This window comes from Faecalibacter rhinopitheci, assembly GCF_015234135.1.
Taxonomy (GTDB): Bacteria; Bacteroidota; Bacteroidia; order Flavobacteriales; family Weeksellaceae; genus Empedobacter; species Empedobacter rhinopitheci.
In genome coordinates, this window is sequence record NZ_JADGIK010000012.1 from 1 (window position 1) to 17,808 (window position 17,808).

The following is a 17,808-nucleotide window of genomic DNA, read 5'->3' on the forward strand; positions in this document are numbered from 1 at the left end:
CTGGTTGTGAATTCCTTTCATTTTGGTATTTTTACCAAAGCAATTACAACAGACATTGTCGTGAATACCATCACTATTTCGTTGTGAATTCCTTTCATTTTGGTATTTTTACCAAAGCAATTACAACCAACAACAGCTGAAAAAACGGCATGGAATAGTTGTGAATTCCTTTCATTTTGGTATTTTTACCAAAGCAATTACAACGTTCTGTACAAATTCAATTGAAGAACTAAAGTTGTGAATTCCTTTCATTTTGGTATTTTTACCAAAGCAATTACAACACGACTACAACCGCCTTAGAAAGTTAGAGAGTTGTGAATTCCTTTCATTTTGGTATTTTTACCAAAGCAATTACAACTTTGAGTGCTAGAGTCAATTACTTCTACTCGTTGTGAATTCCTTTCATTTTGGTATTTTTACCAAAGCAATTACAACTTATGTTGTTCTTTGACATGAATGGCTTCAGTTGTGAATTCCTTTCATTTTGGTATTTTTACCAAAGCAATTACAACTAGGCTAAGTCATAAAGACTATTGCTTATTGTTGTGAATTCCTTTCATTTTGGTATTTTTACCAAAGCAATTACAACAGGAACGTTTGAAATGCTAAAAGCTGAAGGGTTGTGAATTCCTTTCATTTTGGTATTTTTACCAAAGCAATTACAACAGATTTACAATTAGCTAATGATAAGCTTCGGTTGTGAATTCCTTTCATTTTGGTATTTTTACCAAAGCAATTACAACTGGTGTCATATATTTGTGCAGTATTTTTCAGTTGTGAATTCCTTTCATTTTGGTATTTTTACCAAAGCAATTACAACGAAGAGAGATGAGAGTATTAAGTCAGCTGAGTTGTGAATTCCTTTCATTTTGGTATTTTTACCAAAGCAATTACAACATATTCTAATGTATTTTCTTTAGTATCTCTGTTGTGAATTCCTTTCATTTTGGTATTTTTACCAAAGCAATTACAACACTTCCTTTTGATGTTCACCACGATGTAGCGTTGTGAATTCCTTTCATTTTGGTATTTTTACCAAAGCAATTACAACAGCGTTTTTTATCATAAAGTTTGTCATACTGTTGTGAATTCCTTTCATTTTGGTATTTTTACCAAAGCAATTACAACATTTAACTTTAAAGATAATGAATTAGTTATGTTGTGAATTCCTTTCATTTTGGTATTTTTACCAAAGCAATTACAACACTAATGTACATATCTATTACACCGTCACCGTTGTGAATTCCTTTCATTTTGGTATTTTTACCAAAGCAATTACAACTCCAGCCTTTATATCCATATATGTAATCTCGTTGTGAATTCCTTTCATTTTGGTATTTTTACCAAAGCAATTACAACATTTTTAAGACCAAACACACTGATACAACGGTTGTGAATTCCTTTCATTTTGGTATTTTTACCAAAGCAATTACAACTTAACCTCAATGAATAACACCTCACCTTGTGTTGTGAATTCCTTTCATTTTGGTATTTTTACCAAAGCAATTACAACAAACCATGGATTTTGTTGTTGGATTCGAAAGTTGTGAATTCCTTTCATTTTGGTATTTTTACCAAAGCAATTACAACTACTGCAACTAAAGAACAATGGGTTTCTGCGTTGTGAATTCCTTTCATTTTGGTATTTTTACCAAAGCAATTACAACCTCATCTTTGATGAAGCCTTTTGAATAAAGGGTTGTATATTAAAAATTAGAATTAAAAAAATTAAAACCGATTGATATCAATATAAACTATCAACCGGTTTTTTGTATGCTAGAATAATTCGAGTTGTTGAGCTCCTGTGGGCAAATTTGTTTCTTGCTTAGCAAAAAATATCTCCATTTGTCCGAATTGTTTATCTGTAATACACATAATCCCCACTTTACCATATTGAGGGAGTGCTTTTTTTACACGTTTAATGTGTACTTCTGCATTCTCTTTACTTGGACAATGCCGGAGATAAATCGAAAATTGAAACATCGTAAATCCATCATCTAATAATTCTTTCCGAAAACGTGTTGCCTGACTGCGATGTTTTTTTGTTTCGGTTGGTAAATCAAAAAATACTAATACCCACATAATTCGATACGCGTTATAACGTGAAAAACTCATTTTAATTCAGGATATCTAATCAATCTTTGTTCTCCTGCTAAACATTTCACCAATGAACTGGTGGTAGAACTAATTGCCACTAATAATGGTCTTTTTAAACCATCAATCATCACATCTTTAGTGGCTATATTTAAAAGATGGGTTTTGGATTCTTTAGATAGTTCAGTCGGTTGAAAGGGTTTGTTGATCCATTCAACCACCATTTCATCAACATAAGGGCGATAAGGTTCCATAATATCGTCTGCCAAACAATAGGCATTGTATTGGTTGCGATGAAAAATTCCAAGTGTAGGATTTAGGCCCGAAGATACCAATGCTCTAGCTACAATACTGCGAAGAATAGCATAACCAAAATTTAAAAAATTATTGGGTGCATCTCCATACCGTTCTCGGGTAAATTGATCAAATAATTGTTTCCAATAATATTGTGCAGCAATACCTTCCATATTGGTGGAATCTCCTGATTTAACTTGAGTAAGGTAGTTGGACATTGAACCCGACTCGTATCCCAATTTTTCAAGTAAAACTTTTTGTTGGTAGATTTTTGCTTCAACTGTTTGTTTCCATAGCTGCTTCTTCAGAGGTTCCGAACAATTGATTTGTAACTTTAATCGTGCAGAATGTGTAACGTGTCCGCTTAGTGGCAACATTAAACCCAAAGGTAAATGGGATTGGTCGCAACTGATAATGGCCACATTATGTTGTTGAAGTAGAACTATCGCTTGATGAGAAATGGTGATTTGATAGTGATCGAGCACCAGCATTGCCATATCTTCAATAGGTATAGAACCTTTGACCATTTTGGTCAAAGGTTCTTCTATCCTAAGTTGATTGTCTTTTAATTTTAGGGAAGTAGGAGTACCAATGTATATGGTACGTTTTAGCATAATTTATTTATCTATTTAATATATTACCCAATCGGTCAATTTTTATCTTATATAATTTTTCTTTTTCTTTAGTAAATTCAATCTTATTTAAAGAACCATATTCAATTTTATTAACAACAGTAGTAGCTGAAGAAACTGGCGATACATATAATCTAGTACTTGTAAAACTTACAACCTTATAAATATTATCAAGATTCAAATTTTGAATATCTACCATTTCGTCATTTGTTGGCACATAAACTAAATCATTAGGAGATAAAGTCATGAGTAATTGATACCCTTTATCGTTTTTTTCCGGTACTGAACTTAACCCTTGTTTTTGACGTTCGATGACTTCATTTAAAGGTATTGTAGCATAACTACGTTTTCCATCTTTGTCTTGATACATTGCAAAAAATAAATTTGTTCCTTTTGCAGCTTCCACATATTTTTTTGATTTGTTTCCAGTGTGACCCACTTGGAATTTACTTCCTTGTTCGAATACACGAACTTTTAAAATTGGTTGATGCTGCTTTCCATCGTTATACAACTTAATATTTTTATTCAATTCTTCGATACCTTCTGGCGAAAAAGCAATATCACTTACTCCGCCTTTGGCTTTTAAATAATTGATTAAAATCTTCTGTATACCTGTGTCCGTGATAGCACCTATCGTCTTCTCATTAAAAGATGGATCTAAAGATTTACGCGTTGCCGTTAAAATTTTACCTTTTGCAACTTTTACACGATCTAATTGAATTTTCCCTGATACTGTTTCTTTATGTAACGATTTACGAATTGCCCAATTTGTACCTTCTTGCTTTCTAATTCCTTTTATAGGTTTGCCATCTTTACCTAATCGGATATTACCCTCTTCGTCTCTATAGGATTCAAAATAATTGGTAGCCTTGTTAATTACACGAATATTTTGTTTGAAACTCACGATAATTCTATCTAAACTGGTGCGTGCATCTTGTGTAAAAGTATCCCAAGGTTTTTTAAACACCCATTTGTAATTGGATGTTGAATTATCATTGTATTTTTTATCGCATAATTTTGCTTTTAAATCAAAACGATAAGACTGTTGTTCATCTTTTGTTTTATTCTTTTTTGGTAAAGCTGATTCGTTATTTAAAAAATTAATATGATCACGGGTTGCACAAGCAATCACTAAAGCATCTAATGCATGATGACGATGATCGATACGTTTTTTATTGAAGCCTTTTGATAATTCTAAAGGAACAGTAGGAATTAATTTCCCATTTGTATTTAGCGATGTAAAATCATTAGATTGGGTTAATGCATTCATACGTTCGAAACGAGGTAGAATTAATTCGTTCCATACATCATTTAATCCCCAATCTTGTTTTAATTGAGTTGTTATTTTTCCATTTCCAGGTAATATATTGATTGAATTTAACCCATCATCTTTTGAATCAGGTTGATCGTTACGAACAATATTAGATAATAACTGAGAAATGTATTTACTGATGTATCTCGTATCGTTCAATTGACGTTCAATCATTTTTTCTGGTATATCTTCCAACAATAATTTATTACGTTTCGTTCTATTGTTGTTGTAATATCTTTTTACGAAATCTTCATACTCATTCACTTCAAATATTGATACTACTTTTCCGTTACCTAATTGAACTTTTTCTCCGTGATGATTTTTGATAAAAGCTAAACCTATTTGGTTATCTTTTAATTTATTTACCGCAGCTTCACAGATTACTTTGTTGCTTAAACTATCGTCGAAATATCTACTTTGTGGAATGATATGTTCAATTTCATAAGCAGGTGTAAATAATTTATTTAAAGGAATAATTTGTCCTGTATAGGGCGACATATACTTTTGTTCTAACCATAACTTGTAACGTTTAAGATCTGTACTAGATGGTTGAGCAGTTTTACTAATTTTTAAAATATCATCCTCAATTGTATCTTGAGCTTTTAAGACACCTTCTTCATAAATTTTTAGGATTTCTTGTTGCATCGGCGAATATGGACGTACATTTTCTACTGAATGATCTAACGCCAATTCAGCCAACAATGACTTAATACGATAATTGGTATTTTCGTTGTCCGTAACAACAGATGACAAACGTTTACGTTCATCTGCCGTATTTTTCATTTCGCGACCTAATTCGATATGAATTTCTGAGAAAAAATCTTTAGCACCAAACCCAAATTGTTGCCAAACATCTTTTACCACACGAAGCGTTTCTGTGATTACTTGCTCTACAATAGGATTACGAAGCGAATGTTGTTTAAATTCTTTCAGATAGTTTTCTAAATCTGCAACATTGCTCCATTTCCCTGTAACGGCAGCTTCTGAATGGCGATCATACACAATGTACTGTGCAAACCACATCGGTAAATTATAAAAATCCAATTCAGTTTTTATTCCACGTTTTTCAACAAGTTCACGCACACGATTTTTGATATTTTCGTCGTATTCACCAGAAAGAATCTTTTCAATACGGATAATTGTGTCTTTATCAATAGCCTCGTATTTCCAATATTTTCCAAAACGCATCAAGGGCAATAATCTTTTAATCGCTTTTTCAGAATAAGCACCATATTCTGATTTGAAAGGTGGTACTTTTTTAAATGCTTCAATAAAACTTTCTACATCTAAATGATGCTTAATCGCAAACTTTTCAATAGCCTTTTCATATTCAATTTTATCATTTACTGAATAAATAATATGCCATAAAGCCATTTCAATCTCGAAAGAAAGAAAATCAGTAGGAAGATTAATCACCTTTTTTAATTTATCTTGAATCAGATTTCTTGTCTCGTACATTGGATATTTTTTATCCTGTACATAATTCCAACGGTATTTCTCAATTTCTCCTTTAGCTAATTTTTTACCACCATATTTAGACTTTAATAAGAATTCGATAATATGTTTTTGTTCAACTTCTTTTTTTGTGGTTAAAAAATCAAATAATACTTCTTTATCCTCGATAGATGAAATGAACTGATCCGTAACCTTTAGATCATCTTCTGTTCTATAGATTTCTAAATTTTGTAGCCATTGTAATAATCTAAACTCTTGAAAATATGGATTTGATTTCGCAATTACTTTTAATGGACGAGTAATTTCATTTCCACTTTCGTCTTTAGAAATACGACTTTCTAAACTACAATTAGAAATTAATGATTTTTGACTTCTTAAAGGTCTTTGATAAAAGATGATATCATTTAAAATTAAATGAATTAGGTCTTTTGAAACTAAATCATTTTGATGCTGTTCGTTATTTTTATACAACTCTCTTGCACAAGTATATAGAAATTCTACATCTTGAAATTCCGAATGAAATTCGGCTTGTTTTCTAAGAATCTGCTCTAATTCAGCTTTATAGAATTTACGTTCGATGGTACGAACTAATTTTCCTTTTATTTTTTGTTTTGGATCTAACAATAAATTATCAAAAATATAAGTCCCAACAGTTTTATTGCTATTCTCGATTTCGTGCTCTGTTTTCTTTTTCAACAAAGACCAGTCATCTGCATTAGGCGCTCTAAAACTTCTTTTGATTTGTCCTTCTTTATCAAGTTTCTCAGAACCATCTGAATTTAGATCCGTAGTAACAATAAAATCACGTGTCTTATCTTTCCAATCTTCTAATGAAATTTTACTTGAACGTCTGTAAATCCAGCCATTTTCTAAGTGTAAAGCATACCATCTTTCCCCTTTTTTATTGATTTCTTCATCTGGTATGACATCTACAATTTTTAATGAATGAAATTCAATTAATTTATTAGAATTTTCATCTTCCTCTTCCCCTCGTAATTGATAATATCCACGCTTTTGATTAAAATTTAAAATAACCCACGCTAGTTCTTGTTTTGAAATTTGTTGAGTTAATGCTTTTTTACGTAAATAATAAATGGTCCAATCGTAAGGAACTAAAGCATCTTCACCATGTTTATTTTTTAAAAATTCAGGTTGATTTTGCTTGAAGTCTTCCAACATTTCATTAAAAGAATCCATAAACAAAAACCCTTTATCAAATGAAAGTTTAGGTTCAGTTTCACTTATAAATTTCCCAAACCGTTTGGTAAAATCAATTTGATTGGCATAATGTTCTGGTAAAAATCCAAGAATATTTAATATTCTATGTAGTCTTTCTCTACGTAACAAATGTCTCTCACGTAATCTTCTTACCCCACGATAAGCAGTTCTTTCGGCCGTTTGAGAAATAGAATTTCCTTTTCCAAATTCCCCAATAATATCTTGAGACATCGGAATAATTCTACTTCCCATTCCTATGATATTACCTTGTTTATTATTAAAATCTTGTTGGATTAACGCCCATCCAATCGAGTTCGTTCCTAAATCTAATCCAAGTATATTTTTCATTATAAATTAAGTTAGTCTTTTATACATAAATAGTAATCTAACAATTTAAAAATAAAATAATTAAATATTTTACGGGAAACCATAATTGTAAATAGAAATATTTTCTTAACTTGCATAATGAAAGGAATTCACAATAAGGATTATTCCGTTGTGAAAACATTTAGCGCCTCGACTATCTTCGGGGCATTTTTTATTTATCTATTGTAAATAATATTTCTTAATAAGTAAATTATTTGCTTTCTTGTATAAAGAGTTAAATTTACTTTATGAATAATTATGATTCAAAAAAACAAATTTTTTCAAGAATAGATTTTCTTTTTATATCCCTTCTGACAAGTGCTTATTAATACTTTTTTGTATAAAAATTTTTAGTCTGTTTAAAAACTTTTCATGGGAAGGTTTACTATCCTACTTACTAGTTTTTTTTAAAAAAAATTATATCCTTAGAAAGCTATATTGTATAGTGGGATTGAGCACTAAAAGCTATAGTTTCATTTGAGCAATCGTTTTGAAGGTTTTAGAAAATGCTAAATAATATAAATAGACAACAATAGTAAACAACTCTTTCTTAAAATACTGATATTAACTAATTACTGATTATTAACTAATTTAATAATAAAACAGAGTCTGGAAATGAAGAAAAAATCCCCAGCTCAATTTTAAAAATGGAGTTGGGGAATGTATCATTTATTGAAAGGAGTATTATAATTGAACCTGAATAATATTTTTAATTAAGTTCCATACAATACTCTTTAGTTTTAAGTTTTAAAGATTCCTTAATCATATCAGCAGCTTTTTCACCAACCATAATTGCAGGAGCATTTGTATTCCCTGAAGGAACATCTGGCATGATTGAAGCATCTGCAACTCTTAATCCATCAATCCCATATACTTTTAATTCTGGATCAACTACTGCATCTTTATCAACACCCATTTTACATGTCCCCGTCATATGGTGATATGTACTAGCAGCTTTACGAATATAATCTAAAACTTCTTCTTTGGATTTATCTTGTCCTGGATAAATTTCTTCTTTCATCCAATCTTTTAAAGCTTCTGTTTGTCCTAATTTTCTACATAATTCAACTGCCTCATATAAGGCATCTAAATCTGCTTTTTCAGACAAATATCGAGGATCAATCATTGGATTATCCTTTGGATTATTCGAAACTAATTTCATAAATCCTTTAGAAACTGGACGAATCATACCTGCACAAAAGGTAAAAGCGTTTTCAGGGCCTTCAAAACCTGGTGCATAATATGGTAATGCCATAAATAAAGGTTGTAAGTCGGGTACTTTCATTTCTGGACGGCTTTTCCAAAAAATTTGAGCCTCTAATAAATTCGCTTTTGGAGGTACAATTTCTTGTTTCGCTTCGAAAATAACGCTACATAATAAATGGTCTTGCAAATTCTTACCCACACCTGGTAAATGATGAATAACCTCCACTCCAACTTCATTCAACTCTTCTTGATCTCCGATCCCAGAAAGCATTAAAATTTGAGCTGAACCAATTGTACCTGCAGAAAGTATAACTTCTTGAGTGGTATAAACCTTCATAATTTCTCCATTACATTCATATTCCACACCTACACATCGCTTATTTTCTATGATTAGACGATGAACTAAAGCTTCGGTTATAATTGTTAAATTTTCACTTCTTAAATGGGGCTTTAAAAAAGCTTCAGCTGTAGAACAACGAATGCCGTCTTTAGTTACCGATAAATCATTTAAACCTGCACCCCAAATATTTGTATTAAAATCATCAGTCGTTGGATATCCTAATTCTTGGCACCCTTTAATCGCAACAATTGAAATAGGATTAGGTTCTTTAATTTTTGTTACAGCCATTGGACCATCTCCTCCATGCATTTCATTCTCGCCTAATTCATACGCCTCAGATTTCTTGAAGTAAGGTAAAACACTATCATAATCCCATCCATAACATCCTTTATATGCCCAATTGTCATAATCTTCTTTTGCTCCACGAATGTATATCATTCCATTAATCGCACTCGATCCACCTAATGTTTTACCTCTTGGCCAATATTTAGATACATTTCCTGCATATTCTTGTGGAACTGTATGATAGGCCCAATCTCTTTTTGTATTCCAAATCAATGGCCATTTTGATGGAGATTGTATTTCGTCTGCTAAATCGGAAGGACCAGCCTCTAAAATTAAAATATTAAGCTCTTTATCTTCAGCCAAACGAGCTGCAACTACTGCACCTGCCGAGCCTGCACCAATAACTATGTAATCGTATGTATTTTTCATTTTGTTGTAATTTTTAACCGTTGAGAATTATTTTTTGTAACTAATAATTTTAGGAACCGTAACTGCCTTTAATCCTTCTATACCGAATTCTACCCCATATCCCGATTGTTTTACACCTCCAAATGGTACAAAAGGGTGAATAGCTCCATGTTGATTAATCCATACAGATCCAGCTTCTAATTGATGAGCTACTTCTTCTACCAATTTTTCATCATTTCCCCAAACTGAAGCGCCAAGCCCAACTGGTAAACCATTTGCTTTTTCAATGGCTTCTTCCATTGTTTTATAAGTTATGATTGGTAGTACCGTCCCAAATTGTTCTTCGTCTACAATTGGATCCCCGTTATCTACACCTGTTATATAAGTAATGGGAATAAAATATCCACTTTCTGGAATTGTGGGATTTGGCACTACAACTTTCGCCTTCGGGTTTGCTTTCGTTGTTTCGATTAATGCGAGTACTTTATCATATTGCATTTTATTTTGAATAGGTCCCAATACGACATCTTCCATTAAACCATTGCCCATCTTAAAATTCTGAGTGAGGTTTGTTAAAGCTTCAACAGCTTGATCTAAATCATCTTCATGTACGTATAATCGTTTCAGAGCAGCACAAGTTTGTCCCATATTTAAGAAACTTCCCCAAAATATTCCTTCAGCAATAGCATTAAAGTCTGTTTTTGGTAAAACAATACCAGCATCATTCCCTCCACACTCTAAAGTTAAACGCGCCATGTTATTCATAGATGCTTCAATAATTCTACGTCCCGTTGCGATAGAACCTGTAAACATAATCTTAGAAATATCGCGATGTGCAGTTAAGTGTCCTCCAATTTTCCCATCACCTGTAACCACATTAAGTACGCCAGCAGGTAAAACTTCATTGATGATTCTGAATAATTCTAATGAAGCAATTGTAGTATATTCGGATGGTTTAATTACCACTGTATTTCCCATTTTAAGAGATGGAATAATTTGCCAAATCGCAATCATCAAAGGCCAATTCCAAGGCGTTATTGCAGCAACTACTCCAATCGGTAATCTTTTTAATACATCTTTTCTGGTCTCATCTTCAAACACTACCTCATCAGTCAAATTTAAAGACGCAGGAACTTGTGTCCAACCAATACACGCTTCCATTTCAAAATTTGAACCTGGTCCATTTAATGGTTTTCCTTGTTCTTTTGTAATCCATTCTGCTAAATATGATTTATTCTCAGTAATAGCCGTTGCAACATTTAAAATATACTGATCACGTTCTTCTTGATTTAATTTGGCCCATGATTTTTGTTGTTTTTTTGCTGAAGCAATTGCTTCTTCTACATCATCAATTGTAGAAACATAATATTTACCAATTAATTCACCGGTAGCAGGATTAAAAACTTCATTTAATTCTTCTGACGTTTTATCTACACCATTTATTATATAAGAAAATGTATTCATTGTAGTTTATTTTGTTTAATTTTCGTTATTCCAAATTTTAAAAAAATAAAGCCCAACCAATTGATTTATTCTATAATTTTATTAACCTATTCTACAATTGATCAAAAATTGAATTTACCAAATGAATAAAATTGAAGAAAAAACAGTGTTCAGTATACCCTATGGTGAAATTAGTTTATATGAAACGAATGTTCCTTTTAAAGGCATGAATTTCAATTTTGACCATCCATCGGTTTCTATGATGTTACAAGGCGAAAAAAAAGTACAATGGAATGATGAAGTGTTTGATTTTGGTACACGAAAAATTTTAATTCCTGAAAAGCAGCAATTATTGACGGTAGATATAGACGAAGCTTCTCATGAACAACCTATTAAATGTGCGATACTGACAATAGATGAACAATTTGTGCATTCATTTTATGATGAAATTACCTCTATTCAAAATAAAGACTGGTTAGATGTAATCGGTGAAAAAGAAATTCTTAATTATTTTGTTTCTGAAGAAGGTTTATTAATCAATAGTTTTTTTAATTTATTAAATGATCGTACCACTTTAAAAGAAAAAATGAATCATTTGGATTATATTTTTCAATTAAAGATGAAGGAACTAACTTATCTCATTTTACAATCAAAAGCGAGAAAATTAATCCTTAAACAAGCTATAGCACAAAATAATCCTTTATATGAGGTGATTAATTATATCAATACTCAATTTAAAGAAAAGATAAAAATCAGTGATTTAGCTAAAATTGCCTGCATGAGCGAGTCGAGTTTATTTACGAAATTTAAAGAAAACTTTGGCTGTTCCCCTAATCATTATATCATTCAAAAACGATTAGAATATGCGCATAATTTATTAACGAAAAAGATAAAGCATCTCACTATTTCTGAGATTAGCTATATGAGTGGGTTTAATAATGTAGAACATTTTAATCGTAAGTTTAAAGAAGTTTACAATACAAATCCAAAACAAATTAGAGCCTGATTTAGCTTTTGTGCTTAAAATCAACACTATCTAATTCATTATAAAAAATACATCAGAAAGTGTCTAACCTTTTGGCGCAAGTCTAAATTGAGTTGAGCAGATATGATTTAAACAAATTAATCTTTATTGATATTTTTCATTTAATGAGTCTTAAAATATCTGCTGAATAATAATTATCAAATGAGAATAAGCTATCTTTAGGCATATCATAATCAACTAAATCTTCATCACTTGTTATAACAATTTCAAATCTACTATTTTCAAATTGTCCAATTGCAGATAATCCTCTTTCCGATTTATTTTTAACTGTTAATCCTTTTGGTAAATAAAAGAAAGTACTATCACCTTTAAAAAAACCAATTTTCAAATCTTTTTTTATTCTTCCTAGTTCATTCGAAGGAGAATTTAGGCTATTAAATAAATAGCCAAAAATGAAGACAATATTGAGTAGAATAGAAACTCTTAAAAACCATTTATTTTTCATTTTTTAAGGTGGGTTATTAAACGGATTTGTTAAATAATTACAGCCAACTAATCTATTAGCAAATATAAACTTAAACGTATTTCATTAAGTATTATTGTTTTAAAATAAAACGATGAATGTTCGTAGAATCCTCATCATGAAAATTATTGTATTCTAATTTTCACATCTGCAGGAGTAATAGGATAAGAAGTGCTGAAAAAAGAACACAAAAAAGCCTCAAGAATACTTGAGGCTTTTCTTTCCCTACTAAACTAAACTTAATTATGGTAATAATACTTGATCAATAACATGTACCACACCATTTGTTGCTAAAACATTTGGAGCTACTACATTTGATGCTGAAGTATTAGCTTTACCTTTTATTGTTATTTGATTTCCAATACTTACCAATAAATTACCACCTTGAACTGTTGCTAAAGATTGATTATTTGATAAATCCGAAGAGAAAGCTCTTGCAGCTACTACGTGATAAGTTAAGATCGAAGTTAATACTGCTGGATCTGCTGCTTGGATAGAGGCAATTGTCGGAAAACCTGCTTTTATAAATGCTTGATTTGTTGGTGCGAAAACCGTTAAACCTTCAGTAGAAGCTAAAACGTTCGCTACATTTGTATTGCCTTGGCTAGCTCTTACTACAGCTGCTACTAAATAAGATAAATTTTCATTTCCTTGAGCTGTTTCAACTAAATTACCAGAAGCTGGCATTAAGACACGTTCAATAGAATGTATAATTCCATTCGAAGCCATAATATCAGCTTGGTTTACTTTCCAACCATTAACAAATACTCCACGTGCATCCTTTGTTACATAAATTGGATCACCTTGTACAGTTGTAACTTTTGCATTTGGTCCTGCTGGAACCGCTGTAGAAGCAACCTTACTTGCTAAAGTATGGTAAAGTAAAATACCTTTTGTTTGCTCCGCAGTTAAGCTTGCTAGTGTTGCACTTGTTATGCCACTTGCTTCAAACGCTGCATTGTTAGGTGCAAACACGGTAAATTGTCCATTCCCACTTAAAGTTGTTCCTAATCCTGCTTTAGACACTGCTTGGCTTAATGTCGAAAAAGCGGGAGTTGAAGTTACAATGGATGCAATCGTTTGATTGGACGGTATTTCCATTTGATTATCGTCATCATCATTACATGAGACTAATATTGTTCCAGATAATACTAAACCTAGACCAACTTTGGTCATCGATTTTACCAATGATTTAAATTTCATATGTTTTTTTGTTGGATTAATTTATAGTATAAAAATATACTATTTTTCCAATAAAACATCATATTTAGAATAATTTAACATATTAAATACATAATTAAAGAATGTTATTATACTTTTTTTTAAAAAATAAAATAGTTAGTTTGATGGATATGTTATATTGGCTATTTGGCTGTAAATATTTTGATATTCATTAATATACTCTTTTAGGAATTATAGCTAACTTTTCTACTTACGAATATAGTAACCAACACACTATAAAAAATCAATGTTATCAATTTATAATCAATTGATTGTAAAAATAAATTCAAGTTTTATTGGATTATTAAACTTATATCATAATCGAAATTTCTCTTACCTTAATCTCCAATAAAATTGTAGAAATATTAATCATGGAGCATAAACGAAAACACAAATATTCAGTATAATATTTATAAGCCTCGCAAGCTGAAAATTAAAAATTGAAATGTTTTCCACAAGAGCTTTTACTTAAAATAATTTCTATTATTAATACTTCATTTATATGAGTGTAAACTTTATTAAATGATCTCTATTCAATTTAAAAATTATTTTTTATCTCTTTAAAAATTAATACTTTTGAAGTCACTTTTGGTGCGAAAGTAAAATTTCGGTAAAAGGGAATTAGGTGTAAATCCTGAACAGACCCGCTGCTGTAAGCTCCTTAAAAGGTTTTAAGAAAATACCACTGTTTAATAATTTTAAATGGGAAGGTTCTTGAAATGGAGTAAGTCAGAAGACCTACCAGAAGAAGTATAAATTAATTTGCTTTCGGGACATAAAGCGAAGAAATAATTCGATGGAATAAACCTTTCTAAAAGGTTTACTTAATTGACTTCTTTTTCAATTCTCGTTAGCAACAAATGATATAAGTTAATGAGAATATTTTCACAACTGATTATTTGTTGCCTTTTGATATTTGGACTTTCTTGTAGTTTAAAAGCTCAAGAAACAAATGATTCTGTTTATCAACTACAACAAGTAAATCTTAATCCTAATAAGCAACAATCTATTTTAGCACCTCAAACTTTAGACGGTGTAGAGTTAGAGCGGTTGAATAGTCATTCTGTTGCAGATGCTTTACGTTACTTTTCGGGTGTTCAATTAAAAGATTATGGTGGAGTTGGTGGTTTAAAAACAATTGATGTACGCAGTATGGGAAGCCAACATATTGGTGTTTTTTATGATGGGATACAATTAGGTAATGCTCAAAATGGAGTGATTGATTTGGGAAAATATTCTCTAGATGATTTACAGAGTATTTCACTTTATAATGGCCAAAAAAGTTCCATATTTCAGTCTGCCAAGGATTTCTCCTCCTCATCTTCTATTTATCTACAATCTAAGCAGCCAGTCTTTAAAAATAAATCTTATAACATAACTGTACGATATAAAACGGGTTCCATTCAATTGATTAATCCTTCGGCTCGAGTAGAATATCGCATTAATGATCGTTTATCTACAGCAATTAGTAGTGAATATGTAAAAAGTGATGGCGAATATAAATTTAGAATTATCAAACGTAATTCGGATAATAGCATTGCACATGATACTACTGCTGTGCGTAGGGATGGCCAAATAGAAGCAAAACGATTTGAGGTAGGTTTATATGGAAATCTCAACAATTTAACTTGGGATATGAAAGGATATACATATCTATCAAATCGTGGAATACCAGCAGCTATTGTACGAAATGGTTTTGTAGCAAAAGGACAAACCTTAACAGATAAAAATTATTTTGTACAAGGACGTATTCAAAAGAAATGGGGAAGGTTTGAAAGTCGCCTACAGTTAAAGTATGCCTATGATTATACTCATTATGTTGATACCGTTTCTTCAATAAATATCCAAAATAAATATACGCAACAAGAATTTTATATATCATCCGCAAATTATTATGCTTTAAGAAATAATTGGGGGGTTAATGTATCATGGGATTTTCAGTACAATACATTAGATGCAACATTAAAAAATTTTTCTTATCCTCAACGTTATACTCAGTTAATCGCTTTAGCTAGTACATATGAATGGAATCGACTAAAGTTGCAAGGAAGCCTATTGGGAACATTTATACATGAGCAAGTGGAGAAAAATACGAGTGCACCGGATAAATCTATTTGGACTCCGTCATTTATACTAAGCTATCAACCAGTTAATCAGCAATTGTTTTATATCAATGCTTTTTATAAACGAATATTTAGAATGCCCACTTTTAATGATTTGTACTACACCAATATTGGATATTCAAATCTGAAACCAGAATATACTAATCAATACAATATAGGATTATCTTACACTTTTGAAAAACTTTTGAAATTAAACTCTTTATCTGTAAAAGTAGATGCATACTCAAACGAAGTTGAAGATAAAATTATTGCAACACCCAATGGAAGTATGTTTCGATGGATGATGATGAATCTCGGTCGAGTTAAAATAAAAGGAATAGATGCTAAAATACAAAGTTCATTTGATATTGGAAAAGTCCAACTTCAATCGACATTGAATTATACATTTCAAAAAGCGCAAGATTTCTCATCATCTAGAGATAGTTTTTATAAAGATCAGATTCCGTATGTTCCTGTACATAGCGGATCATTTATTTTAAATTCTACATATAAAAATTGGGGTGTAAACTATAGTTTTCTTTATGTAGGAGAACGCTATGATGCGAATCAAAATAATCACAAATACAATTATATAAAACCTTGGTTTACGCACGATTTATCAATTCAAAAATCATTTAAATTTAAAAAAAATCGTTTCAATGGCTCATTTGAATTGAATAATATTATGAATAAATATTATGATATCGTATTGAATTATCCCATGCCAGGCCGTCAATTTAAATTAATTATTAGTACATATTTATGAGAAAATTTATCAAACTTAGTTTATTATTTAGCTTTCCATTTACAATATTTAGTTGTAATGATGATGATCGCATTTTAGGAAATGATCAAGATGTAATAGGACAACCAGAACCAACCGAAATTACGGGATTTTATTTACTGAATGAGGGAAATTTAGGCTCTAATAAAGCCTCTATTGATTTTATGGATCTAGCATCAGGAACTTATAGCCGCAATATTTATAGTACTGCCAATCCTGAAATTGTACGTTCGTTAGGAGATGTGGGAAATGATATCAAAATATATGGTAGTAAAATTTATTCAGTAATCAATGCTTCCAATTTTATTGAAGTTATGGATTTAAAAACAGCTCGTCATATTGCCACAATTCCATTAGAAAATGGACGTTATTTAACGTTTAGTAATGGAAAAGGTTATGCTACATCATATGCCGGACCAATAGTTGCTGATTCTAATTCTCCTCTAGGAAAAGTAATTGAATTTGATACGATTAATTTTAATATCTCTAGGGAAGTTACAGTAGGTTATCAGCCCGATGAATTAGAGATTGTTGAAAACAAATTATACGTTGCTAACTCAGGAGGTTACCGATATCCAGATTATGACCGTACTATTTCTGTTGTTGATCTAAATACATTTACCGAAACAAACAAAATTGATGTGGAGGTAAATTTATATCGCCTTAAAAAAGATAGCGAGGGAGATTTATATGTAACCACACGAGGAGACTATTATCAGGTGGCATCTAATTTATATGTGATTGATTCAAAAACTCATCAAATCAAAAAAACATTCAATATCCCTGTTTCTAATTTCACGATTGTTGGTGATTATTTGTATTACTACTCGAACGAATTTAGCTACAAAACATTTAGCTACGAAAAAACTTACGGAATTATCAATGTAAAAACAGAACAACTAGTAAGTGATCGATTAATTGATAATCCAATCGTTGAACAAATCCAAACTCCTTATGGAATAGCTGTAAATCAATTTAATGGTGACGTATTTATTACAGATGCAGGAAATTATGTATCTGATGGATTTGTTTATTGTTTTTCTAAAGAAGGTACATTAAAGTGGAAAACAACAGCAGGAAATATACCTGCGCATATTGCATTTATTTATCAATAAAAATCTACATTAAAAACTGAAAAAT

General features: G+C 31.0%; 10 protein-coding genes, 1 CRISPR repeat array and 1 riboswitch. Of the genes, 3 read left to right on the forward strand and 7 right to left on the reverse strand.

What is annotated here, in order from left to right; translation table 11 throughout:
• Window positions 1-3 precede the first annotated feature (3 nt).
• Window positions 4-1,667: a CRISPR direct-repeat array (repeat unit 47 nt; unit sequence GTTGTGAATTCCTTTCATTTTGGTATTTTTACCAAAGCAATTACAAC).
• Window positions 1,668-1,776: 109 nt separating this feature from the next.
• The 5 genes from cas2 to IM532_RS12640 form a co-directional block, all read right to left on the reverse strand.
• Window positions 1,777-2,115 (reverse strand): CRISPR-associated endonuclease Cas2, encoded by a 339-nt coding sequence (cas2, locus tag IM532_RS12620; protein ID WP_194183857.1) that lies wholly within the window; start codon window positions 2,113-2,115, stop codon window positions 1,777-1,779.
• Window positions 2,112-3,002, reverse strand: a complete 891-nt coding sequence (cas1, locus tag IM532_RS12625) for a type II CRISPR-associated endonuclease Cas1 (RefSeq protein WP_194183858.1) — start codon at window positions 3,000-3,002, stop codon at window positions 2,112-2,114. The genes cas2 and cas1 overlap by 4 nt, the downstream gene beginning before the upstream one ends.
• Before the next feature lie 7 nt (window positions 3,003-3,009).
• Window positions 3,010-7,353, reverse strand: coding sequence for a type II CRISPR RNA-guided endonuclease Cas9 (cas9, locus tag IM532_RS12630; RefSeq protein WP_194183859.1), 4,344 nt, complete (start codon window positions 7,351-7,353; stop codon window positions 3,010-3,012).
• A 727-nt stretch (window positions 7,354-8,080) separates the two neighbouring features.
• Complete coding sequence (locus IM532_RS12635; protein ID WP_194183860.1) at window positions 8,081-9,631, reverse strand: GMC family oxidoreductase; 1,551 nt, start codon at window positions 9,629-9,631, stop codon at window positions 8,081-8,083.
• Between the two features lie 27 nt (window positions 9,632-9,658).
• Entirely contained in the window at window positions 9,659-11,074 is a 1,416-nt protein-coding gene (locus IM532_RS12640; RefSeq protein WP_194183861.1) for an aldehyde dehydrogenase family protein, read from the reverse strand.
• Window positions 11,075-11,195: 121 nt separating this feature from the next.
• Between IM532_RS12640 and IM532_RS12645 the strand changes: the two genes are divergently transcribed.
• Entirely contained in the window at window positions 11,196-12,059 is an 864-nt protein-coding gene (locus IM532_RS12645) for a helix-turn-helix domain-containing protein (RefSeq protein ID WP_194183862.1), read from the forward strand.
• Window positions 12,060-12,195: 136 nt separating this feature from the next.
• On the opposite strand, the gene IM532_RS12650 is transcribed toward IM532_RS12645, so the two are convergent.
• Both IM532_RS12650 and IM532_RS12655 read right to left on the reverse strand, forming a co-directional pair.
• Window positions 12,196-12,543: a hypothetical protein gene (locus tag IM532_RS12650; protein WP_194183863.1), complete on the reverse strand. Its 348-nt coding sequence runs from the start codon at window positions 12,541-12,543 to the stop codon at window positions 12,196-12,198.
• A gap of 261 nt (window positions 12,544-12,804) precedes the next feature.
• Window positions 12,805-13,764 (reverse strand): fasciclin domain-containing protein, encoded by a 960-nt coding sequence (locus IM532_RS12655; protein WP_194183864.1) that lies wholly within the window; start codon window positions 13,762-13,764, stop codon window positions 12,805-12,807.
• Between the two features lie 590 nt (window positions 13,765-14,354).
• Window positions 14,355-14,542, forward strand: a riboswitch (cobalamin riboswitch).
• Between the two features lie 113 nt (window positions 14,543-14,655).
• Here IM532_RS12655 and IM532_RS12660 point away from each other — a divergent pair.
• Together IM532_RS12660 and IM532_RS12665 are read left to right on the forward strand one after the other, a co-directional pair.
• Window positions 14,656-16,650 carry a TonB-dependent receptor gene (locus tag IM532_RS12660; protein ID WP_194183865.1) on the forward strand — a complete coding sequence of 665 codons (1,995 nt, stop codon included), beginning with the start codon at window positions 14,656-14,658 and terminating at the stop codon, window positions 16,648-16,650.
• Complete coding sequence (locus IM532_RS12665; RefSeq protein ID WP_194183866.1) at window positions 16,647-17,783, forward strand: YncE family protein; 1,137 nt, start codon at window positions 16,647-16,649, stop codon at window positions 17,781-17,783. Before IM532_RS12660 ends, IM532_RS12665 begins: the two co-directional genes overlap by 4 nt.
• Window positions 17,784-17,808 lie beyond the last annotated feature (25 nt).

Excerpts from the sequence above, each read along its gene's own strand:
- IM532_RS12655 (WP_194183864.1), bottom strand. The coding sequence starts at position 13,764 with ATGAAATTTAAATCATTGGTAAAATCGATGACCAAAGTTGGTCTAGGT.
- IM532_RS12650 (WP_194183863.1), bottom strand. The coding sequence starts at position 12,543 with ATGAAAAATAAATGGTTTTTAAGAGTTTCTATTCTACTCAATATTGTC.
- IM532_RS12645 (WP_194183862.1), top strand. The coding sequence starts at position 11,196 with ATGAATAAAATTGAAGAAAAAACAGTGTTCAGTATACCCTATGGTGAA.
- IM532_RS12640 (WP_194183861.1), bottom strand. The coding sequence starts at position 11,074 with ATGAATACATTTTCTTATATAATAAATGGTGTAGATAAAACGTCAGAA.
- cas9 (WP_194183859.1), bottom strand. The coding sequence starts at position 7,353 with ATGAAAAATATACTTGGATTAGATTTAGGAACGAACTCGATTGGATGG.
- IM532_RS12665 (WP_194183866.1), top strand. The coding sequence starts at position 16,647 with ATGAGAAAATTTATCAAACTTAGTTTATTATTTAGCTTTCCATTTACA.
- cas2 (WP_194183857.1), bottom strand. The coding sequence starts at position 2,115 with ATGAGTTTTTCACGTTATAACGCGTATCGAATTATGTGGGTATTAGTA.
- IM532_RS12635 (WP_194183860.1), bottom strand. The coding sequence starts at position 9,631 with ATGAAAAATACATACGATTACATAGTTATTGGTGCAGGCTCGGCAGGT.
- IM532_RS12660 (WP_194183865.1), top strand. The coding sequence starts at position 14,656 with ATGAGAATATTTTCACAACTGATTATTTGTTGCCTTTTGATATTTGGA.
- cas1 (WP_194183858.1), bottom strand. The coding sequence starts at position 3,002 with ATGCTAAAACGTACCATATACATTGGTACTCCTACTTCCCTAAAATTA.